17 protein-coding genes are annotated in these 21498 nt (G+C 58.7%); 11 read left to right on the top strand and 6 right to left on the bottom strand.

The genetic code is table 11. The features are described from left to right. The first annotated feature begins 168 nt into the window (after window positions 1–168). The 5 genes from ASF72_RS16975 (at window position 169) to ASF72_RS16995 (ending at window position 6403) form a co-directional block, all read left to right on the top strand. Window positions 169–1170, top strand: a complete 1002-nt coding sequence (locus ASF72_RS16975; protein ID WP_056600824.1) for a LacI family DNA-binding transcriptional regulator — start codon at window positions 169–171, stop codon at window positions 1168–1170. A 155-nt stretch (window positions 1171–1325) separates the two neighbouring features. Further along, window positions 1326–2507, top strand: coding sequence for a sugar ABC transporter substrate-binding protein (locus ASF72_RS16980; RefSeq protein WP_200933672.1), 1182 nt, complete (start codon window positions 1326–1328; stop codon window positions 2505–2507). A 64-nt stretch (window positions 2508–2571) separates the two neighbouring features. Then, complete coding sequence (locus tag ASF72_RS16985) at window positions 2572–3507, top strand: carbohydrate ABC transporter permease (RefSeq protein ID WP_056600868.1); 936 nt, start codon at window positions 2572–2574, stop codon at window positions 3505–3507. Further along, window positions 3504–4352, top strand: coding sequence for a carbohydrate ABC transporter permease (locus ASF72_RS16990; protein WP_056600826.1), 849 nt, complete (start codon window positions 3504–3506; stop codon window positions 4350–4352). The genes ASF72_RS16985 and ASF72_RS16990 overlap by 4 nt, the downstream gene beginning before the upstream one ends. Continuing rightward, window positions 4349–6403, top strand: coding sequence for a hypothetical protein (locus ASF72_RS16995; RefSeq protein WP_056600829.1), 2055 nt, complete (start codon window positions 4349–4351; stop codon window positions 6401–6403). The genes ASF72_RS16990 and ASF72_RS16995 overlap by 4 nt, the downstream gene beginning before the upstream one ends. Before the next feature lie 289 nt (window positions 6404–6692). On the opposite strand, the gene ASF72_RS17000 is transcribed toward ASF72_RS16995, so the two are convergent. After that, window positions 6693–8192, bottom strand: a complete 1500-nt coding sequence (locus ASF72_RS17000; protein WP_056600831.1) for an amino acid permease — start codon at window positions 8190–8192, stop codon at window positions 6693–6695. Window positions 8193–8668: 476 nt separating this feature from the next. Here ASF72_RS17000 and ASF72_RS17005 point away from each other — a divergent pair, with 476 nt between their 5' ends. The 3 genes from ASF72_RS17005 to ASF72_RS17020 all read left to right on the top strand — a co-directional run bounded on the left by ASF72_RS17005 (window position 8669) and on the right by ASF72_RS17020 (window position 11502). Next, window positions 8669–9085, top strand: a complete 417-nt coding sequence (locus ASF72_RS17005) for a RidA family protein (RefSeq protein WP_056600832.1) — start codon at window positions 8669–8671, stop codon at window positions 9083–9085. A gap of 92 nt (window positions 9086–9177) precedes the next feature. Next, complete coding sequence (locus ASF72_RS17010; protein ID WP_056600835.1) at window positions 9178–10344, top strand: MalY/PatB family protein; 1167 nt, start codon at window positions 9178–9180, stop codon at window positions 10342–10344. 411 nt (window positions 10345–10755) lie between these two features. Then, complete coding sequence (locus tag ASF72_RS17020; RefSeq protein ID WP_056600839.1) at window positions 10756–11502, top strand: helix-turn-helix transcriptional regulator; 747 nt, start codon at window positions 10756–10758, stop codon at window positions 11500–11502. 43 nt (window positions 11503–11545) lie between these two features. Here ASF72_RS17020 and ASF72_RS17025 read toward each other — a convergent pair whose 3' ends face one another. Continuing rightward, the gene (locus ASF72_RS17025) at window positions 11546–12190 is read right to left on the bottom strand and encodes a TetR/AcrR family transcriptional regulator (protein WP_056600841.1); all 645 of its coding nucleotides are present in this window, start codon (window positions 12188–12190) and stop codon (window positions 11546–11548) included. A 213-nt stretch (window positions 12191–12403) separates the two neighbouring features. Between ASF72_RS17025 and trxA the strand changes: the two genes are divergently transcribed. Both trxA and ASF72_RS17035 read left to right on the top strand, forming a co-directional pair. Beyond that, window positions 12404–12742 (top strand): thioredoxin, encoded by a 339-nt coding sequence (gene trxA / locus ASF72_RS17030; protein WP_056600843.1) that lies wholly within the window; start codon window positions 12404–12406, stop codon window positions 12740–12742. A gap of 165 nt (window positions 12743–12907) precedes the next feature. Next, window positions 12908–13477 (top strand): OsmC family protein, encoded by a 570-nt coding sequence (locus tag ASF72_RS17035; protein WP_056600845.1) that lies wholly within the window; start codon window positions 12908–12910, stop codon window positions 13475–13477. Window positions 13478–14102: 625 nt separating this feature from the next. Here the strand turns inward: ASF72_RS17035 and ASF72_RS17040 are convergent. From ASF72_RS17040 to ASF72_RS20475, 3 genes are all read right to left on the bottom strand, one after another. Then, entirely contained in the window at window positions 14103–15740 is a 1638-nt protein-coding gene (locus ASF72_RS17040) for a hypothetical protein (protein ID WP_056600846.1), read from the bottom strand. A 1119-nt stretch (window positions 15741–16859) separates the two neighbouring features. Continuing rightward, window positions 16860–17582, bottom strand: coding sequence for a hypothetical protein (locus ASF72_RS20470; protein ID WP_157371052.1), 723 nt, complete (start codon window positions 17580–17582; stop codon window positions 16860–16862). A gap of 198 nt (window positions 17583–17780) precedes the next feature. Continuing rightward, a complete protein-coding gene (locus tag ASF72_RS20475; protein WP_157371053.1) occupies window positions 17781–18614 on the bottom strand; it encodes an esterase/lipase family protein in 834 nt (277 codons plus the stop codon). A gap of 360 nt (window positions 18615–18974) precedes the next feature. Here ASF72_RS20475 and ASF72_RS17045 point away from each other — a divergent pair, with 360 nt between their 5' ends. Beyond that, window positions 18975–19835 carry a hypothetical protein gene (locus ASF72_RS17045; RefSeq protein WP_056600848.1) on the top strand — a complete coding sequence of 287 codons (861 nt, stop codon included), beginning with the start codon at window positions 18975–18977 and terminating at the stop codon, window positions 19833–19835. A gap of 370 nt (window positions 19836–20205) precedes the next feature. On the opposite strand, the gene ASF72_RS17050 is transcribed toward ASF72_RS17045, so the two are convergent. Further along, complete coding sequence (locus ASF72_RS17050; protein ID WP_235504767.1) at window positions 20206–21387, bottom strand: AlbA family DNA-binding domain-containing protein; 1182 nt, start codon at window positions 21385–21387, stop codon at window positions 20206–20208. Between the last annotated feature and the right edge of the window lie 111 nt (window positions 21388–21498).

The following is a 21498-nucleotide window of genomic DNA, read 5'->3' on the forward strand; positions in this document are numbered from 1 at the left end:
TCGAAGTTCAAGCCCTGACAGCTGATTGTGGGGGCTTGCCTTGATTCCCCCGGCCTCAAGGGAGGCAGATCGAGGATACCGGTGAACAGCTGCGCTGCCTACTTCACCGTGAATCGGTACTCTGGAGACAGAAGGGGAAGTCATTGATGATGTACGTGAGGAGTGTGGGTGGTAACAAGCAAGGACGTGGCGGCCCGTGCCGGTGTGGCCCAGAGCACGGTTTCTTACGTTATGAGTGGGAAGAGATCCATCTCGCCGGAAACCCGCGCCAAAGTCGAAGCTGCGATAGCAGAGCTTACATACCACCCAAATGCTGGAGCGCGCGCCCTAGCAAGCAACAGGACGAGCGTCATCGGCCTCGTGGTCAGTATGTCCCGGACAACGGAGATGGCCGGTTTGCTGCCCTTCATCGAGGCAATAACTTCGGATGCCCGTGTGCGCGATCATGACATCGTACTGGTAACCGAGGAGGCTGGAACGGCAAGCCTGGAACGACTCTCGGGAAGGTCGCTGGTTGATGCCATCATTCTCATGGACGTGCACCTGCATGACGCCCGGCTTGAGCGGGCGGCTCAGCTGGCTGTCCCTGTTGTCCTCATCGGCCTCGCAGAAGATAACCATGGCCTGGACGCCGTCGATTTCGACTTTGAAGCTGCCGGCATTATGGCTGCGGAAGAACTGCTGGACCGGGGCTACACCCGGGTCGTGGTAATAGGTGAGCCGCCTGAGGTGAACGTGCGTGCGTACGGCTTTATCGCCGGGTTCGAACGGGGCGCGCTGGAGGCGTGCCACCGGCGGGCTGCGGAAGCTGAAGTGCTTCGGCCCGCAGCCCCGGGGTGGAATGCATTCTTGGCCGAGGTCTCAGAGCAAATCGGTAAAGCAAGGACTTCACGGGTTGGTTTCATCGCCCGCACGCCCCAAACTGTGGCGTGGGTATTGCAGTTGCTCCTCATCGGGCATCTCGAACCTGGCCGGGACGTGGGCTTGGTCGGCATGTGTACTGACGAAGACTCTGAAACCTTCAGCACCCCTGTCACGAATGTCTCCCCGAGGCCGCGGGAAGTGTCGTACGCGGCCATGAACCGCGTGTTCGAACTATTGGACGGAGCCGAGCCGGGCGGCCAGATTCAACTGATCCCGCCGCGGCTCACTCGCCGCTGCACGACCTAACCCGAGTTACAGCAAAGCAGCACCCCCTTCCTAAAAGAATTGTTTCATGCTATTTTCGATGCGTATCGAGTCGATACGCATCGATTAATTTTTCTGATAGATAAGGCGAGATGATGACTCAAAGGCGAGGCAGGGTTCTGCGGACGGCTGCGGCTGTGGCGGTTCTTTCCACGGCATGTGGTGTAGCCGGATGTGCTCCGACATCGAGCGGCCCTGAAGATGCGCAAACAGTCTTGTTGCAGCGTCCCGCAGGTTCCACTAATGACACGAAAATTTATGACTCGGTTCTTGCCACGTGCGAAAAGACTACCGGGATCACTATCAAGACTCAGGACATCCCCAGTAGTGGCTATCTGGCCAAAGTCCTTCAACAGGCTTCCTCCAAAACCCTGCCCGACGTATTAATGCTGGACAACGGGGAGGTACCTCAGATCGCCGAATCGGGGGCCCTTGCACCCCTGAAGCCATTGGGCGTTACGACCAATGGATTTGCTGAAGGTGTAGTGCAGGCTTCGACTTACGGAGGTGAACTGTATGGAGTGCAGCCCGTGGCTAACACGATCGCATTGTTTGTGAACACCGAACTCCTTGCGGCAGCTGGGCTGAAAGCCCCTACAACATGGGATGAATTGAAAAGAACGGCTTCTATCCTCACCAAAGGCGATACTTATGGCGTCGCTTTTTCCGCAGCCGCGTCTGAGGAAGGAACATTTCAGTTCCTTCCGTTCTTCTGGTCCAACGGCGGCGATGAGACCAACATTCCCACTAGCGAAGGTGCGGCCGCTCTTCAGCTGTGGAAGGACCTCGTGATCGCCCATGCGGCATCGGAATCGGTGCTGACCTGGACGCAGGCGGATGTCAACGACCAGTTCATCGCAGGCAAGGCTGCGATGATGATCAATGGGCCGTGGCAATTTCCGTCCCTGGATAAGGCCGGAGTCAAATACGAGGCCGTGGCCCTTCCTGCTCCTCAGCTGGGTGCTGAAATTGTTTCTCCGCTCGGGGGCGAGACTTGGACGGTTCCTGTCACCGGCAATAAGGAAAAGATGGCTTCAGCTGCCCAGGTGGTGCAGTGCCTGGGGTCCGATGCAAGCCAGCTCGAGCTCGGATCCGGGCGAAACCTCATCCCAACGAATGAGAATCTCGCGGGACAGTATGCGCAAGAGAATCCCAAGATGAAGGGCTTCGTTGACCAGATTCCCGGTCTTCGTGCACGCACCGCCCAGTTGGGCCCGGATTACGCCAAAGCGTCCCAAACCATCTACACCGCCATCCAGGATGTACTTACAGGAGGAGCGGAACCTTTGGAAGCTCTGCGTCGAGCGGAAACCAAATAGCAATGGCCACGATGGCCGGACCAGTCCGTGCAGGCGCCCTTGCAGGGAGACAAGCATCATGATCATGACTGAAATCAAGACGAAGCCGGTAATCGCACCACGCTGGCGGGTATCTGGTCGCAACAAAGAAAGGCTCCTACAGCAGGCCTTTTTGCTGCCGGCCACTTTATATATTCTGCTGATCTTCGGATACCCCGTCGTGCAAAACGTCATAATGGCGCTTCAGCAGTACACCACCGCCACATTCTTCACCGGTCATGCCCCTTGGATAGGCCTTGCCAACTATCAGGCAGTACTCCAGTCGCGGGACTTCGGCCGTGCTGCTATGAACACCCTGACATTCACAGCTTTTTCAATCGCAGGACAGCTGATCTTCGGCATGCTCATCGCCCTCTATTTCCGCCGCAGATTCCCGCTTAACAACCTACTGCGGGGTTTGCTGCTGTTGCCATGGCTGATTCCACTGATTGTTTCCAGTGCAGTCTGGCGGTGGATGCTGGACAAGGACTCTGGGGTGGTCAACCAGATCCTTGGTGCTCTGACCTTCAGCGATGTCCGGATCGGATGGCTCACCGACACAACAGTGGCGCTCCTGGCGGTGATCTGTGTGAATATCTGGCTGGGAATTCCGTTCAACGTGGCCTTGCTGTACAGCGGCCTGCAGGACATCCCACAGGAACTCTATGAGGCCGCCGCCCTAGACGGTGCCACCGGAGCGAAAGCATTCAAGCACATTACCTGGCCCCTTCTCCGGCCCGTCGTCACGGTGGTGTTGGTCCTTGGCGTCGTCTACACCCTGAAGGCCCTGGATATCATTCTTGGCCTCACCGGAGGGGGACCTGCGAACGCAACACAAACCTTGTCGACAGAGTCCTACCGTTTGTCGTTCCAACAGTTCGACTTCGGCCAAGGAGCCGCAGTGGGCAACATCCTCATTGTTATTTCCCTCGTATTCGCACTGCTCTACCTGCGGGCCAACCGGAAGGGGTCGAAGGCATGACAAGCACCACCGCCACAAAAGCGGCCGGATCATTTGGACTGGAACGATCTGCTTCCCGCCACACGATTTTCGGACTGGTGATCGTTGTCGTTTTGCTCTTTCCGGTCTACTGGATGGTCAACGTGTCGCTGCAACCCGGCGGACGGGCCGTGGGCACGCCCTGGTTTCCCATCAATCCTGACCTGTCCGGCTACGCCACCGCCATCGCCGAGCAAAGCCCAAACCTCGTCACCAGCCTTCTCGTCGCTGGGGGCAGTGTCCTATTCAGTCTCGTGATTGCCGCCCCTGCCGCCTACGCAGTGGCGCAATTGCGGATCCCGTTCGCCCGGACCCTTCTCTTCGCGGTGCTCATCTGCCAGATGATTCCAGGGATCGTCGTGTCCAACGCTCTCTATACAGCGTTCAATCAGTTGGGGCTGTTGAACAGCATCATTGGCCTAATTATTGCCAACTCCAGCGCCGGCATACCGTTCGGGATCCTCATCATGCACGCTTTCATGCTTTCCATCCCGCCCTCAGTCATAGAAGCTGCACGGGTCGACGGTGCGGGGCCAGTCAGAGCCTTTGTTTCCATCGTCCTTCCGATGAGTAGGAATGCGATCATCACCGCGGGTCTCTTTGCCTTCCTCTTTGCTTGGGGAGACTTCCTCTTCGCCGTCACCCTCACCACCACCAATGAAGTCAGGCCCGTGACCGTTGGCCTGTACTCCTACCTCGGCACCTACGTAAATGACTGGAGCGCCGTCATGGCCACCGCAGTTCTCGCATCCACACCCGCCATCGCCGTGCTCGCGGTCGCCCAACGCTACATATCAGCAGGCGCAACCGGGGGAGCGGTCAAATGACCATTACCGATTCATCGTCCCTCAACGCACCCCAGGCCCTCGGCAGGATCCGTATCCCCTTCGGCCAGGGGGAGGCTTCTATTGACCCCGTGACCGGCGCGCCCGTGCAGTTTGTGGCCAAAAATGCCCCGGACCGCCGATTCCTTCTTGATCCTGACTTGGTCTGGCACTCTCTGGAGCACCAATGGGGCAGCGGACACATCATCACCGATGGGGGAGCGGCACGCTGGAACAGACCGGACAGGCAGGAAGTGGCCACCAACTCCTCAGTTAGCCACTTCCTCCCTTCGGAGCAGCTCGCTTTGACAGTCAAAAGGAACGTTCGCAAAGACAAGTTCATCGAACGCTACGAATTTACCAACACGGGATTACACACAACCAAGGTGACCAGCGTCGGCATCCAGACGCCGTTCGCAGACCTATATGAAAGCGCCCAGGAAGCCCTCCAGCGTTCCGTGCACGCCCACATCTTCACCGGCGGCGCTTGGGCATGGGTGCTCGCCCAGCCCATGTCAGGAACAGGGCCTCTCCTTGGGCTGGTCCTCGAGGAAGGGGAACTTTGGGGATATTCCATAGAATCACGCAACCGGAACACATCCTCCAATGCCCGCGGACACATCGTTCTCCAGGTAACTGACCACGCCCGCAACCCGAACGCCTTCGGCGGCCAACCGGCCCTCACACTCGAGCCCGGTCAGAGCCTTGTCCTCCAATGGCAGCTTGGCTGGTACGGAAACATCGACGAGTTCCTCTCTGCCACCAAACCGTCGGTCAAACTCTCGGCGGTGTCAGCACCCATAAACCAAGCAATCACCATCACCACCAACCTCTCCGTTACCAGTAGATCAGAGGCGCTGAAAATTTCTCCCACCCCCGAGGGCACAGAGGTCCGAAGCGACTGCCCCGGCACCTTCATGATCGAAATCGGCGGCAGCTCACGCACCGAAATCGCCTTCCACGACCCGCTAGCCGAGGTCATCAAACGGCGGTGCGCCTACATTCTTGACCACCAGCGCGCGGCATACCGTCCCGGCTCCCTGGCCCACGCGTTCGTCCCCGTCGATACCGCAACAAAGTTGGCGCAGACCACTAACGGCTGGTCTGACTGGACAGATGGCTCGGAACGAATTGGCATGGCCCTGCTCCTGCAAATGGCTGTGCGCCGCGGCCTCATAGACCCAGCCCTTGATGACGCCCTTGAGGGGTGGGCCGAGTTCGCGGTGGAAAACCTTATGGACAGCACAGATGCGCCTCGCCGGGGTTCCCAGGACCATCACACCGGAGCACGGCTTTACGACGCGCCATGGCTGGCCCAGTTCTTCCTTGAGCGCTACCTTCAAACAGAAGACACCACCCACCTTCACCGCGCAGAACGAATTCTCAACCGTGCCTTCGCCTTGGGAGCGCAAGGCTTCCTGGCAATTCACTTCTCTGGCACCTGCGTTGCAGTGGCCGACGCGCTGGCTGTGGCTGGTGCTCTTGAGGCAGCCCAACAACTTAGAGGCCAAGTGATTGAAAGCGCCCATTACTTTGCTGCCCGCGGGGTGCAGCTGCCCCCACACGAGGTGTTCTACGAACAGTCAATCGTGGCGCCCTTGGTCTGCCTATTCAGTGATGCCTACCGGCTTACAGGGGACCACGTGTTCCTCGACGCCACACGCACGGCGTTGCCATGGTTGCTTGCCTTCGGAGGCCCGCAGCCGCACACCCGATTGTACGGAGTGGCAATCCGCCACTGGGACGGCTACTGGTTCGGCCTTCGTCGGCAATGGGGCGATGTTTTTCCTCACTATTGGAGCGCCCTGACCGCAGAGGCTCTTCTAGGCCTGCCGGAGGAACTTCTGAATGCAGGGCATGAAAGCCTGGCCCTAGCTATCCTTCGTGCAAACATGAGCAATTACTTTCCCGACGGGTCAGCAACCTGTGCCTTCATCATGCCCACCACCGTGGACGGGGTCCCGGCTCACACCGCCGATCCCCTTGCCAATGACCAGGACTGGCACCTTGCTATGTGGCTTGGAATGATCGATAAATTCAATTTGTCGGACTAGTTTTGGGGCGCTCATTGGGGCCCGGGCCGTCCAGGGACTGGGAACTGGCCGCGCTAAATGCCTGGCCGTGTTCGCCATAACCTTTGCCGAGCGCAAGACGCCGTAGTCCGCGAGCGTCGGGGTGGCCGCCGGCAGTAAGGGATTGGAGGCGAAGAAGCCTGTGGTATCTCCGTGGAACTCATTGCCTCACTCTCGCCGCTCTGGTGTGAGGTGCAAACAGCAGATCGATCGGGGCGGGACGGACGACCACTGCTCGGAGTTACGGTCGTCCGCCCCGTTGCGCTGTATCTTAGGGCTGCCGGGCTGTGGGGCGGTTGCTGACGATGGGTGCCGCTCCGGTGTAGCCGTTGCGTGCAGCGGCGATCTCGCGGATCCTTCCGCGGCATGCATACCAGCCGGCGATCATGAGCGCGACCGCGATTGCGGTTACGAGCATGGTCAACGGGGATTCGATAAGGATCATGGCAAGGACCACGGCGAGGAAGGCAATGGTTAGATAGCCGGTAAAGGGGGCTCCAGGCATGCGGAATGAAGGACGTTGGGTCCAACCTTTCTTGCTCCACCGCTGAAACTGGATTTGGCACAGGACGATCGCGGCCCATGCCACGATGATGCCAACGGCCGCGATGCTGAGAACGATCTCGAACGCGTCGCCCGGGACGATATAGTTCAGCGGGATGCCGAGGAAGGAGACTGCTGCGGTGATGGCAATGCCGCCGTAGGGGACGCCCGCCTTGTTCATTCGGAGCGCGAATCTCGGCGCTGAGCCGGCGGTGGCCATCGAGCGCAGGATTCGTCCGGTGGAGTAGAGCCCGGCGTTGAGCGAAGACAGGGCGGCTGTGAGCACGACGAGGTTCATGATGGAGTCGATGCCGTTGATGCCGATTGAGCTGAAGAACGTCACGAATGGACTCACGCCCTTTTCGTAGGCGGTGTAGGGCAGCAGCAGTGAGAGCAGGACGACGGATCCGACGTAGAAGACAGCGATGCGGGCGATGACGGCGTTGATCGCCTTCGGCATGATCTTTTCGGGGTTCTCCGTTTCGCCGGCGGCGGTGCCGACGAGCTCAATTGAGCCGTAGGCGAAGATGATTCCCGACATGAGCAGGATCATCGGCATGATGCCGTTCGGGAAGATCCCGCCGTTGTCGGAAATGAGCTGGAAGCCGACCGGATCACCGGTTGGGGTGCCGAAGATGACGAAATAGATGCCCACGAGGAGGAACATGACCAGTGCGGAGACCTTGATGAGGGCGAACCAGAATTCCATCTCGCCGAAGACCTTGACGGAGACAAGGTTGAGGGCGAGGACGAGCACCAGGGCGATGAGGGCCCAGCCCCATTGCGGGACCGCGGCGATCCAGGGGACGTACCTGCCGAAGAAGCTCATGTAGAGTGCGGCAGCGGTCGTGTCGGCGATGGTCGTGGCGGCCCAAACCAGCCAGTAGAACCATCCCACGGTGAACGCTGCCTTCTCTCCGAAGAATTCTCGGGCGTAGGAGACGAACGAGCCCGAGGATGCCCGGTGCAGTACGAGTTCGCCGAGGGCGCGCAGGATCAGGAAGGCGAAGGCCCCGCAGATCGCGTAGGCGACGAAGAGTGATGGCCCGGCTGCGGCAAGGCGGCCACCTGCGCCGAGGAATAGGCCTGTACCGATCGCGCCCCCGATGGCGATCATCTGGATTTGTCGGGATTTGAGTCCTTTCTGGTAGCCGGCATCCTCGGCGTGCAGTACTTGGTCGGGAGCATGTGCGTACCCGGAGTCTGTGACGGGTGGCTGAATCGACATGGGAAGCCTTCCTGGAGATATGAAGCTCGAATTGCGAGGCCTGATGGTCTACGGCGTAACCGCCGGAGTTGGGGTGCTCGGAGGATGTCCGCCCTTTGCAGGCTTCGTGGCAGTCGAGGTGATTGCCGTTCTGAGCCTGCCCGCGGTCAGGCGACCTGATGAGGGGCGACGGGATATGGAAGACCTGAACCCCCGGCCTATTGGGAGATTCAAATCACAGTTGAGAGTATGCCGGACATCACATCCAGAAATCAACATATTGTTGGATATATTCCGACGACTTCCGCATTCCCTGCCCTAGAAGCACAGGAAATGAGATGCACGATGGGATTCGATCTACCGCATGTAAACAAATTGTGTAATAGTAGTGGAAAGTTCCGCTTCTTTATTACTGAGTGTTGAATATCCTTGAAGGTGAGTCGACGTGGCGTACCTACTGTGCCGCGTCCGCCTCTCGAACGTCTGGAAGGTATCTCATGGTTGAGTCCGTTACGTCCACACCGCTCTACGAACGCGCGGTCCGGGTGGGGGATCTACTCTTTGTCTCCGGCCAACTCCCTATTGAAGATGCTGGGTTGCTCTATCCCGGGCGCGTGGGCCAGGAAGTTACAGTCGAGCAGGCGCGCGAGGCTGCCGTGCTCGCTGCCAGCCGGTGCCTGGACGTCGTCCGCGACGAACTCGGGTCGTTGGACGCGGTCAAAGGTATCGCCAGGATCGGAGGATACGTCTCAGCAGGGGAAGGATTTGTGGATGCACCCGCCGTAATCGATGGTGCGTCCCAACTCGCCCTCGATGTCCTTGGAGAAAAAGGGCACCATGCGCGGCTGGCCATGGGAGTAGCCTCCCTGCCGCTGGGTGCATGCGTCGAGATCGAAATGACTGTCCAGTGCTAAGGGCAGCCGAGCAGGCTCAAGCCCGCAGCTTCACGACAATCGGGAACCCGCTTGAGGAGCTCTCCCTCGAACAGCTCCGCCAGCGCACGAGCATGAAATGGCGCACTCATCCCTCCGACGTACTGCCTCTGTGGGTTGCCGAAATGGACGTCCGGCTCGCGCCGCCCGTTTCGGAAGCGCTGCACCAGGCCATCGATGACGGAGACACCGGATACCCTGCTGGAACGAAGTTCGCGGAGGCCATAAGTGCGTTCGCTTCCCGGCGCTGGGGCTGGGACGGGCTGGCGGTCGAGCGCACCGCCATCGTGCCCGACGTGATGATGGGCGTCGTTGAAATCCTGCGGCTGATCACAGATCCAGGTGACGCCGTTGTCGTCAACTCCCCGGTCTATGCACCTTTTTACGCCTTCATCACCCATGATTCGCGCAGGATCGTTGAAGCCCCGCTAGGACAAGATCTCCGGATCGACCTTGGCACCCTCGAGAAAGCTTTCAAGCACGTGCGGTCGCAGGGACGGAACGCCGCCTACCTGATCAGCAATCCACATAACCCGACCGGTGTGGTCCACAGCCCTGAAGAGCTCGCAGCTGTCGCGGCCCTCGCCCGCAACTACGGGGTCCGGGTCGTCTCGGACGAGATCCACGCCCCGCTCATACTGCAGGGAGCAACATTCACTCCGTATCTCAGCGTGCCCGGGACCGAGAACGCGTTTGCGCTCACGTCCGCGTCGAAAGCCTGGAACCTGGCCGGCCTCAAGGCAGCACTCGCAATCGCCGGACCCGACGCTGCCGATGATCTTCACCGTATGCCCGAAGAGGTCAGCCACGGACCGAGCCACCTGGGAATCATCGCCCAGACCGCCGCGTTCCGTGACGGTGAAGAATGGCTGGATGCACTCCTCCGAGGCCTCGACGCCAATCGGACTCTCCTCGGAAAGCTGCTCGCCGAACATCTGCCCGGTGTGGGGTACACAGCTCCCGAGGGGACATATTTAGCCTGGCTGGACTGCAGCCATCTCGCCCCCGATTCGCCAGGCGGCCCTGATGGCCTCGGCACCGTAGCCGACCTCGCCGGGCCGGCCAAGATATTCCTCGACAAGGCGAGGGTCGCCCTGAGCTCCGGCCATGTCTTCGGCACGGGCGGCGCTGGACATGTCCGCCTCAACTTTGCCACTTCCCAGGCCATACTCACCGAGGCTGTCACCCGGATGGGCCGGGCCGCCGTCCCAATTGAACAAGACTCATCAGCCCGCGCCTGACGGTCTAGCAACACAACCCGGCCGACCACGGAGAACATGATGGCCTTGCGTATCCACCACACTTGGCATCCTGTCATCGGCCACCGAGTTCAAATGCGATGCAGCGGCATCATTAGACGCGAAGGTATCGTCGACGCAGTCACCCTGGACGACGCGATTCTCTGGATCGCCGGTGACAACTTGCAGCCGCGGATGATGTTCCAGCGCACCGACGGCTCGAAGTTTGGATCGGCTACCGCTGGGAATCCCGTATGGGAGAGCCATCGTGATCCCTACACTGCAACAGCATGTTGAAGCTAATGGCCCTAGCTGCGGGATCTCTGCAGCAACAGCGATAAGCTTCAACAAAAGGCGTAATTTACAGCGGTTCCGGGAACTTGGATCCGCCTACTCATCGGAAGGACAGCACCAATGACCCAAATTGGTTCGCACGGATCAGCAGCTCCGCCCCCGGACGCGCTGCATGGCATGGACGCCGAGTCCATCAACCGGATTCTGGAGCTCCTGGTGGCACCCCTTCAGGCCGCGGTGCCTCAGCCCACGGAAGTCGTTCTGCATGACCTGCAGAGAATCCCTAACACGGTCCGTGCTATCGCTGGAGATGTCACTCGCCGTCAGATCGGCGACCCACCTACCGACAAATTGCTCGAACGCGTGGCAGCAGGTAACTTCTCCCATGAGATCGGCTACCGCTCGCAACTGCCTGACGGGAGAATCCTGCAGAGCACGACGATCATTTACATCGACAAGGAAGGCCGAGCCGCTGCAGCCCTGTGTCTGAACGCTGACGTGTCAGCCTGGGTCACGCTCCGCTCTGCCTTGGACCGCTTCGTCCTTGGTCACGACGGGAGCTCCATGCTGGCGACCCCTGCCGTGCACCGGGCTAAACCGGTCGGCCCCCAGGGGAGTGAGTACTTCCCGCACAGCGTGGAGGAACTCAGTTCCAAGCTCGTTGAGGCCGCGATCACCGCCATTGGGGTTCCCGTTGAGCAAATGCGCAAGGAACACAAGATGCAGGTCGTCTCGGAGCTTGACCGCCGTGGATTCTTCCTCATCAAGCAGGCAGCCGAGACAGCGGCTACCGCGCTCGGAGTCACCCGCTTCACCATTTACAACTACCTCAACGAACTCGGCGGAGAGGTCGAAAAGACAGCCTGACCCTCGGACCATCGTGGGCATCATGGAGGTGCCTTTGGTGAGTTTATGTACGCGGAGGGCGGCAGGGCACCGCATCCATAGCGCCCCTGACTACATACGGGGCTCTCGGTACTACCTGTGCGGCGAGGATCGCAGCGGCCGTGAGTTCCTCCTTGGGGGCTCCGGCGGCCGCTTCGACACTCAACCCGTAAATTGCCGACATGACGTATCGAGCCAGCGCGGTGCAGTCTGTGCCGGCGGGCAGATCGCGGTCGGCGAGGGCCAATTCAAGCCGGTCCAAAACGGTTCTCCTCATCCGTTCGCGAGCGGCTGCCAGGAGATCAACTATTTCGTGGTGAGGTTTTCCGGATGCAAGGCCTGCCTGGATCGTCATACAGCCGAAAGGCTGACCTTGGCTAGTGAATACGTCAACTCTTCCCGTCAGAAGAGTCAGCACCGCTTCGTGGGCCGTAGGCCTCGACATGGCGTCCTCCAGCTGGACTGTGCGTTCGCACATGTACCGGTCCAGCGTCTTTTCGAATAGCTCCCGCTTGCTGCCGAAGGCGGCATACAGACTCGGCGGATTTATGCCGAGCGCCTGTGTCAGGTCGGCAATAGATGTGCCCTCGTATCCCTGACGCCAAAACAGTTCCATGGCAGCCTGAAGGGCGGCCTGATCATCGAATCCGCGTTTACGGCCTCCCGGCATTTCATGCCCTCCTGATCTCAGCAAATGCTGCCATTTGCCTTTTCTGTAATATCCACTACAGTACATCCCATGAGATACGTAGCGATCACTATACAACTTGCGGTGGATCTTTCCGAAGCTCGTTCGCTTAGCGACACATGACCCTCATCCGGCACGGCATTGCAACCGGGCCCGCACCCGCCTTTCCCTGACCAGCAAATGAAAGAGGAAGCCATGTCTGCCCGATCAACAACCAGCTCCGCATTCCAATCCGATGTCCTCCAGAACGATCTGCCGGTCCTGGTCGACTTTTGGGCACCATGGTGCCCGCCGTGCCGTGCCGTTGGGCCTGCGCTCGATGAAGTGGCCCTTGAGCAGGCCGGGAAAGTCGAGGTCATCAAAGTGAACGTCGATGAGAACCCCGAGCTCGCCCGGCAGTATGGCGTCACCTCAATTCCCGCCTTCCGGGTATTCAACAACGGTGAGGTCGTGGGTTCGTTCCTTGGTGCCATGCCGAAGGAAGCATTTGAAGACCGTCTTGCCCCCTACCTGGGGGCAGCGGCCCGCAACTGATATCCAGGCAGCTCAACAGGGGCACCACCCTCAACGAGACATCGCCGATGTTGAGCTGCCAGCAAACTCCCTCCGAAAAGGGCATTCCACACAAGCCTGGCCCGTGACGCGCTTTAGCTGCGGAAGGGCGGATGAACCGCATCAACCAACCTGAAAGGAAACACCATGACTGAAACGAACACCCTGCGCACAGAGCCTTTCGCCGACCTGGCAGCCATCGAGGCGACAGTGGCAGCTGTCACCGAGCAGCGTGAGCTTGGCAAGGTCACCTTCAGCATGCACAGCGAGTCGGCCGGAGGTTTGACCGCCAAGACCACCACCGGACCCCTGACCCAGGCGGGAGTCGGCAACGAATCGCGCCGCGGCCAGTTCACGCTGCACAGTGATGAGCCGGTCTCCCTGCTGGGAACTGACACGGCCGTCAGCCCCGCTGAATACATCCTCAAGGCCCTGGCTGGCTGCTACATGGTCACGCTGGCCTCCCTTGCTGCAGCCAGGAACATTCAGTTGAAGCACGTCGCACTGACCCTGGGCTTCGACATCGATCTCAGCGGCTTCCTCGGAATTGATAAGAGCGTCCGCAAGGGTGCACAGCAAATCACCGTGGACGTTCAGATCGACAGCCCCGGCACTTCACGGGCTGACCTGAAAGATCTGATTGGCGCGCTCGAAGCCACATCCCCAATCCGTGACACCTTGGCCAACCCCGTCCCCGTCATCACCCGTCTCGGCTGACACCGCACGGGGTTTCCCAAGGCTACGGTTATAACGAAAAGGAACAAACTTGGCGACGACCAACGTTGCCTGAGAACAGTTCACCGCCACCATCGAGGGCAACGACATAGCACTCGTGGATTTTGGGCATCTTGGTGCGGTCCCTGCAGCCAATTTGGCCCCATGGACGAATCCGCGCTGAACTCGCCGCATCCCCGGCCCAGCTCTGACCGCGTCAAACTGGACTGCCGATGCAGTGAGCGCGTTGCCGGCCGTTCCGCATGACCGGCCGGCAACGCTTCGGTTTCGATGAACGAACGATAGCGGGATTTGGCATGGTGGACCACACCGCCGAAAGGATGAATCGGGCCAACGTGAACAGCAACCTTCGATGTATGTCCGTCACGGAACTTGTGGTGACCAGCTCCGGGCCTTCCTGGACATCCCCTTCGTCAACCGGGCGCTGGCTTCGAAGCCTGACTTCCGTATCCGGTGAAAAGGTGCCACGATCGATGGCAAAACATCGCCTTCTCGGGGCACTCCCCTTGTCCTTTCCTGAGCGCCGATAATGGACCTTATGTAAAGCTAGGCCTGAAACGGGCCCCAAAGGCCTTGTGGCGACGAGCCTTGCAGGGCCTCCACTCGGCTATTTGAGGAGACGGTAGAAGTCTTGTGCCCCGGATTGTCCCAATATTGCTATTTCGTTGCCTGCCCTGGCCGAAAGAGCCAATGGGCTTACCGGGCGCCTAACGTGCCGGGCGTGAACAACACGGTCCAGACCAGCTGCCACAAGTTTGGGGGCGCTCCGAACTGTCGAGGGAAGCGAGATGGAGTCGAATTTCGCGGCGTGCATAACGAAGTTTCGTTGGTAGTAGAGGCGGCGGAAGACATCCGTGAAGTAGCCTTGCACCCTCTTGATCGTGCCTTCCGGATCGTTATCGATTTGCAGGACGCGTTCGGCGGCAGCAATGTCTTTCATCTGCACAAAAATTTTTGACCCCTGCTGCCGCAAGCCTTCCAGCAGCTTCCTTACGCGTTCGGACCCTTCTGCCTCAGCGATGTCGTGGCCAATCTTGGCAGCCTCTGGCGTGTCAACCATTGGGCGGCGGGCGAGGTCTTCCAGTTCCGCTCGGGGAAAACCGCAAGCAACAATGGCAGCCAGACCGTCCGCCGAATCTACTCCCTGCGCGCCTGGGTGTCCGAGCAAGCCCTCAACTGCTGCCCAAATGGTGGCCACTGATGCTAACTGCGGGAGTGCTCTGGAGGATGCGAGCAGCCCTAGCGCGTTATCGAGTTGGCTGTCCATTTCCCGGGCGAAAAGGCCGTGCCGTTCAAGAGAGGGCACGCGCGGGCCGTGGGAATGGGATTGCAGGTTACGGATGCGGTTATTCGTGCGGTCAAGGACGATGCGGCTGAATGTGAGTGGACGTGGCGAGCCGATCTGGGATCGCGCTTCAATCTTCTGCAGCCATTCGCTGAGCTTCGCGGCTGCTGAGTGCGGGTCGCGTGCCGAGAAGGACTGCTGAACGATCACGGCACTCTCGTGAAGGACCCAACGCGTGAAGGTTCCGCGGGGTGCCACGGACATGAATTGTTCGGCGCGTTCGTATTCGTCAACCAAGGTGGTGGGGTCACCCTTAAAAAGAACATCCTCCAGCATGTCCTTGTGATGTGCCAACGAGCCGCGCTGAAGGGGCACGACGAATTCGAAGCTTGAGTCATTCTGGCGGCACATCGTGTTGCCTTCGTCCAGGATCTGGGTCAGCACATCGGTGTCCTTATTCGCCAGGACCGACCTGAGCCAGCCGTGGATGTGCGTCGCGTGGAAACCGTCGTCCAGGAAGTGGGATACAAGCAAGCGGGCCGTTCGTTCAACAGACTGTTGGCTGAGCGAGCCGGCCTCTGCCCACTCTTTCCATCGCACCAGGTAATCCCGGTTGGCTCGTCGAGCCAGTTCCTCGACCTCCGCAGCCAGCACGCGCTGCGTGATCTTTTTGGAGACCAGGTCACGGATCTTGTCCTGCAACAGTTGCCGTGTCGCGGACGATCCAGCCCCAAGATCGTTGCTGATCTGCTGCTGGCACCTTTCGCCCAGGTACTTCATCGCCTTATCATTTGGAATTGCTCCTTCCCACGTGGCCTGCGTGCACTCCAGCACCTCAAGAACGGCGTGAATGGTCCCGAGCTGCCAGAGCGAGCGATGCCAGGGCGACCGAACGTCGATGAGCTCCAACATGCGTTCGGCAACCACACGTTGCAACGTGTTTTGCTCTACAGAGACCATCGCGTACACTCCTAAACAGGCACTAGCCTAAAGTTCTGACAGACGGGAGCCGCCCTAATAGGGGCCGCTCCCGTCTTTACTTAACAGCACCGGCCCCAGCCGCGCACACTTTGACATCCGCCTCTTTGAGGCCTATCGCCTCGAAGCCATCGCTTTGAGCGTCGGACTTGTCCGTTACAGGGCGGGTCGTCCCCGGTTTCGATGCCCCCCGGCAGTCCGAGGGAACAGACCCTGAGCAGTTCGCGGCCTAACCCATCGAGACCCGGCATGACAGCTCAAGAACCCGATCACCCAGGACGACGGCCAAGCCGATTGCCTGCGCTGGAACGCGTGGACGACGCCGCCCGGTTCCTTGCACCTGAAGAATTCTCCATATTCCTCGAGTGCATAGACGGGAACTACGACCGTTTATGCAGTTCCTCGTCATGATCGGAACTAGCTTCGGTGACGCAACCGCCATTCAAACCGCCGCTATGGACCTGACTTCGCGCGTGCCCACCGCCGAATCAACAGGGCGTGGAAACGGGATGGCCAGTCGGGCTACTACTACGTAGACCCACCAGAACCTGGGCGCGAAAACGCACGAATGGGATCAATACGAGCCTTGCGAACCTGCTCCGCCCGTTGCTAGCCGACAAGGAGCGCAATGATCTGCTTTTCACCACTTCCACGGGAGCCCGCATCGGCCGCACGGCTTTCTGGCAACATCACTGGGTGCCAGCCATTCAAGCAGCCCAGACCAGTGGACTGACGAAGTCGCCGCGCATCCACGACCTGCGCGGGCACCAGTAATTGGCGAAGCTCCAGTCAAATAGAGGTTGACCGGAGCTTCGGTTCATTATGTGCGCCTGCAGCTGGAAATTCCCTGTGAACCCGACAAGCCGAGACTGATAGCCGACGTTATGTAAGGCTTAGGTCAAAAGAGGCTCCCGGAAGGCTTCCGCCCGACGTCCCTTGACGGCCCACCGGAAATGCGGCGTTGAATGGCCTTTTCGTGACCGACTCAGCCGAGCCATTCTTTCCTGCTACCGGACGTCAAGCCTCTTGAAAAAGTCGTCAGTTCCCGGACTGCTGCCGGACAACCGTTCTCGCTGGAGGGACTGCCCGCATACTCGGAAGTTACAGCATCCACCGTTCATTCCACTGGATTGGTCGCAAATGGGCCTGTTCGTCCAATCGGGAGAACATCAGCGGAGGATCGGAGCGATCCGGTCCTCCTCGTCGCTCGTTCTGCAAAACTGAAGCTAATCGCGCCAAAGCAGTAGATCCATCTTCAGGGCCAATACTTTCCGCAGCGGCGGCAATCCTCCTTCTTATCTGTTTTAGCTGGTTGTAACGCGCTTCTGCCAACCCGCCACCAAGCGAGGTGAGGCGCGTTGCGTTCCGCCAAGATGACGGGCCTACGGCGTAGGAAGCCAAATTTCCCTCAAAAAAAGCCCAGCTCAGTTGCCCAATCACGCCATCTGAGAAGCTTACGTCTGGCCGCCTCTCCAAGGTTGAGGCCAACTCCTCTAGCATGCCAAATAGACGTGTCCATTCTTGTTTAGGGGCAAAATGTAAGAGTCTATTCAGCTCCAGGTGGTCATTTTTATCGTCTAATTGCTCAGTTGCCGTTGTCAGGTCCTCAGCAAATCTGCGTTGTATTTCGCCTATTCTTCCAGAATAGGGGTCTCCGGAATAGTTAGTCGCAGCTCCCGACATGAATCGAAAAAGGTTCCGGTTCTCATAGAGATTTATTCCACCAAAAGTTAGTGGAATTGATGGAATTTCTGTAGAGAAATATCCTGTGTACGAGCCGATCCGGATCCATTCAGCCGCCTCTGCAAGGAGGGAAGCCTGCATTAGCCCGATGCTGGCTGGTACATCGTGATCAACGAGCTGCTCAGGTTCCTGCACACCAGTAACTACTGTCTGCCAGAAAGGAGTGGCCTGTGCGCGCCGCTCCAGGACCGGCTCCCGTTCAAGGTGTAACATAATGGGCCTAACAAAGTTATGTTCAAAAGCTCGCAGCCGAAATTTAAGCGGATCAACGTCCAAAGATTAGTACACACCCTTTTCGACAAACTCCCATGGAACCGGATAGCCGATGTGCGGCTTGCAAACTGATTTGTGGCTCTGTCCTTCAACCGATCTGCTGATTACATCAGAATCGTATTTTCCTTCGATCACAACCTGGTCAGGACTGGCCCAGAGGATACTGGCCACAAGAGCCTCCGTATCTGGTTCCTCGTCAACTAACCGTTCGGTCCTCGCTCGAGTATCGGTGAGCATCGTAGATCCCGGCTGCATATCTGTGTAAGCGGAAGACCTTCGGAGATACATCTCTAGGGCAGGCCAGAACCCAGAAGCCCTTGCAGCACCGAGGATGCCGGCGCCTCGGAAACCTGCGCTTGCAGGACTAAAGAGGCGTACCGCTGAGTCCAATAGAAGCGGTTTTGGGTCCGTCCTGCCTAACTTGATCCATTCGTGTGCGTCATCTACTAGCGCGTGACGAACGATTAGTCCGCCTAGTGAGTGGGCCACAACAATCAGTTCCTTGTAAGGGGAAGAGATATCGCTTCTGGCCGAGATGACGCCATTGAAGGACATGGCGGGCTGATGTGGTTCGGGATAAAAGCGGGGTAAGTTTCTTCTCAGCCTGTCGGCTACGCCTTTGATCCCGTCTCTTTTCGAGTCGTAGCCAACGAACAACAGATCTGAGTCCATCCACCATCGACTCACCTGCTGACCTTCGGCGAAGTTTTTCCATGTCGATATCGCTCTACCGCCGAAGCCGTGTACGAATACGACGAGGCGGGAGGCTGTAGTTGATGACGGATACAACCACCATCCGGCGGGGTCGTCAATGCGGACGGCTATTGGCAGTGAGTCCATGCACAAATAGTAGACGCACCCTCTCCACATCTGAGGCACGGGTAAATATGTAGCTCCCTGCGCCAGCTCCTACAAACCTAGGAGCTAGCTCCTGGTCAGCCTCCTATTTGGCGTTCCGGGCGTTTGGTCGAGTCCACCGATTCTCCCCTGGCTTCTCTGGCTCCGTTCAGGCTCACATCTGACCAGCAGGTTGTAAACCGAATCCGCTGCGACGCCCTCCCCGGTCGGGCGAGCCGCGCTCTGAAGTCCGCACCGTCACAGGGGCCCATTTATGGTGGGCGGCGGGCCTAGATTCGCCTGCCACACCTGTCCGGGTAGTCTCTCCCGGTGAAAAGAATTTGGGAACAAACTAAACCCTGGTTGGAACGCATCGGCATACACCTCATAGCCGCCCTCTCCCTCGCGACCCTGATATTCACGACCGCTGCGAGCTACTCCCCGCATGAAGTGCCACAACCGGGTGCCCGGCAGGCTGACCCAGAACCATGGTTGTATGACCTCAGCCTTGGTCTCCTAGCCGCCTACGCCTTCAACTTCCTCGTGGTGGTCCTTCCTGCCAAGAGAAAGCAGGAGTCCCGTTTCATCACGCTGAGGACTCCATTGAGGATAATTACAAACAACGGGATGGACGTCATTCGGGACCTGGAACGAATCGCCAGGTGCCCAGCCCGTAGGATTACTGAGGAACACCTCAAGAAGGTTCTAACAGCTATCAACGACAACCCTCACGTCAAAGCCCATATAGCCGAACGGCTTAGTCAGGCTGAGTCCGCTTACGCTGACATCATTCCCTATGCAGCCGACCTGCCTCTGGACTTGCAGGAATGCCTCCAGCACGAGAACCAGAACTTCCTGCACATGGCGTTCAGCGAGCACAAGGAGGCGGGCTATTCCTCAAGGGTCTCGGTTGATGAACTCAGGCAGATTAGTGAACGGTCTACCCATGCCTTCACGAGCCTCAATGAATTCGCTCTCAAGCGGCAGCATCTCGGTGGCTGGACCGCATCTTTCCTGTCCTACTACAAGGCTACCGAAAGCGTACGAGAACTGGTGGACAAGTACACTCTGCGCACACGTCAGAAACAGATGGGCAAGGATCGTCCCAGAGTCAGCCCCATCGTGTACTTGTTCGGCATTGAAGCCAACGACCCTGAATTTCCGTACATGAACTACCCACCAACCGCCACGGATGATGAATATGTTAAAGGAGGCAGTAAATAGCCATCCCTTTCCTCCATACTGGTTTACGGAATCGGTCCGGTAGGCACCTTACTCCGCACTTTCGTCTACTTCGGACTCCGGTTCTGCCCATCTCAATGCGGCGACGAGGTGTCCTCATCGGGAAGTGCTTTCTGTTCTGCTGCGGGCAAGTTGTCGTAGGTATATACGGCGACGGCGATGGGGGATGTTGAACGTCCGAGGTGGCCTCGCGATCGCATGGGCCATTAGGGTCGCCGCATGTTTTCCCCAATGAAACACCGAACCCAGCATCAGCAGCGGATTATGATTGCCAGCCACGCTCCTAATACGGGCGCTGAAATTCGCGTTCGCATTAGTGACTCGGAAAAGTTCCGCCGCCGGTTGTTCTGGCTCAGTCGGGCATCGCAATCAAATGAAGGTTCGATATGCCGCCTTGGTTGACGCAATCCCGAGCAAGTTCATAGACACTTCTTCGGAATTTGGCATCCGTTTCGCGGGCATCCAAGCTCGTCTCCACAGGCGTGAAACGATGCAACGGCGTGGACACATCCTTGTAGACAAAACCCGAGTTGTCGATGGTCATAATCTGAAGTGGTTCTGTTCCAGTCCAGTCGATCCCCGCTCTAACGTCGTACCCATCGTTGCCCGTAGAGTCCGCCGTAATCCTCGTCAGTGCCATGAAATCAGCGACAGCACATTCGATGGCGCGGGCTTCAACCTCGTGACCAGCGAAGTAGCCATCCCTGCTCATTTGGTGGGCTCCAATTGCCGTGGCCAGAGTCACGGAGCCGTTCTGGTGAACGCTGACCCATGCTTCCCTCCACAATTTCCGCTCACCGGTTGCAGTATTCACCGCGACCCAGCGCCGGAGGCCTGGTCTGGGGTTCTGGACATCGACGCTTTCCAACGGATGGACGCCACCCCGCCCGGCAAAGCTAAGCGCCAGCGGTACAGCTTTCTGCAAAATGAGCCGAGCCTCATCACGGTCCAGGTGTGCCAGGATTCTGGGCACGCGAGGATGAGCAACTGCGATGAACCAGGCCCTGTCACCGGTGTTCCTCCCAGCTGACGAATCATTGAAAAGCGCATCCAAAGCGGCGGTCGCCTGGCGCCTTTCATCCAAACGTGCACGGTACATCGCTTCGATCTGGCGTTCTTTCATCCAGACAGTATCGGAGTCGTTGCGGATTGGAGCACCAAACAATTCGTTCCGGTAAATAAGGTGAGGCCCGTCGACACTAGCGGCTATCTCGACAACGACGGCACGATTCTGTGCGGCCTCAGTCCCTAGGCGGTGGACTTTTAGACCGAATACTGGCGGAGAGATTGCTGTAATGGCGGCGCTGCGCAGGGCTCGTTCGTAACCTTCATCGAAGTGCCCCACATCAGCGCGATCAGTAGCAGCTTTCTGGCTCTCGTTGACCCCGTAGACTATTAAGCCGCCACCGTTGTTTGCCATGGCAGCTACGTCTTTGGGGAAGTCGGTCTGGGACAGGCCCTTCATCTGCGGCAACTGAGACTTCCAGTCGAGATCATGCATTTCGACGGCGCTGATTTTCACCGCTTCGTCCAACAGCTCATTCGTCAGTAACTGAGGACCGGCACCAATGGCGCGGTGGAGTGAATATGGCAGTTTGATTCAGGACCGGTGTGACGGCTTGAATCAGGACCACCCACGACTCGC

Source organism: Arthrobacter sp. Leaf141 (assembly GCF_001424565.1).
Lineage (GTDB): Bacteria > Actinomycetota > Actinomycetes > Actinomycetales > Micrococcaceae > Arthrobacter.

Excerpts from the sequence above, each read along its gene's own strand:
- ASF72_RS17005 (WP_056600832.1), top strand. The coding sequence starts at position 8,669 with ATGGTTGAGTCCGTTACGTCCACACCGCTCTACGAACGCGCGGTCCGG.
- ASF72_RS17000 (WP_056600831.1), bottom strand. The coding sequence starts at position 8,192 with ATGTCGATTCAGCCACCCGTCACAGACTCCGGGTACGCACATGCTCCC.
- trxA (WP_056600843.1), top strand. The coding sequence starts at position 12,404 with ATGTCTGCCCGATCAACAACCAGCTCCGCATTCCAATCCGATGTCCTC.
- ASF72_RS17040 (WP_056600846.1), bottom strand. The coding sequence starts at position 15,740 with ATGGTCTCTGTAGAGCAAAACACGTTGCAACGTGTGGTTGCCGAACGC.
- ASF72_RS17020 (WP_056600839.1), top strand. The coding sequence starts at position 10,756 with ATGACCCAAATTGGTTCGCACGGATCAGCAGCTCCGCCCCCGGACGCG.
- ASF72_RS16990 (WP_056600826.1), top strand. The coding sequence starts at position 3,504 with ATGACAAGCACCACCGCCACAAAAGCGGCCGGATCATTTGGACTGGAA.
- ASF72_RS20475 (WP_157371053.1), bottom strand. The coding sequence starts at position 18,614 with ATGGACTCACTGCCAATAGCCGTCCGCATTGACGACCCCGCCGGATGG.
- ASF72_RS20470 (WP_157371052.1), bottom strand. The coding sequence starts at position 17,582 with ATGCAGGCTTCCCTCCTTGCAGAGGCGGCTGAATGGATCCGGATCGGC.
- ASF72_RS16985 (WP_056600868.1), top strand. The coding sequence starts at position 2,572 with ATGACTGAAATCAAGACGAAGCCGGTAATCGCACCACGCTGGCGGGTA.
- ASF72_RS17025 (WP_056600841.1), bottom strand. The coding sequence starts at position 12,190 with ATGCCGGGAGGCCGTAAACGCGGATTCGATGATCAGGCCGCCCTTCAG.
- ASF72_RS16995 (WP_056600829.1), top strand. The coding sequence starts at position 4,349 with ATGACCATTACCGATTCATCGTCCCTCAACGCACCCCAGGCCCTCGGC.
- ASF72_RS17010 (WP_056600835.1), top strand. The coding sequence starts at position 9,178 with ATGAAATGGCGCACTCATCCCTCCGACGTACTGCCTCTGTGGGTTGCC.
- ASF72_RS17035 (WP_056600845.1), top strand. The coding sequence starts at position 12,908 with ATGACTGAAACGAACACCCTGCGCACAGAGCCTTTCGCCGACCTGGCA.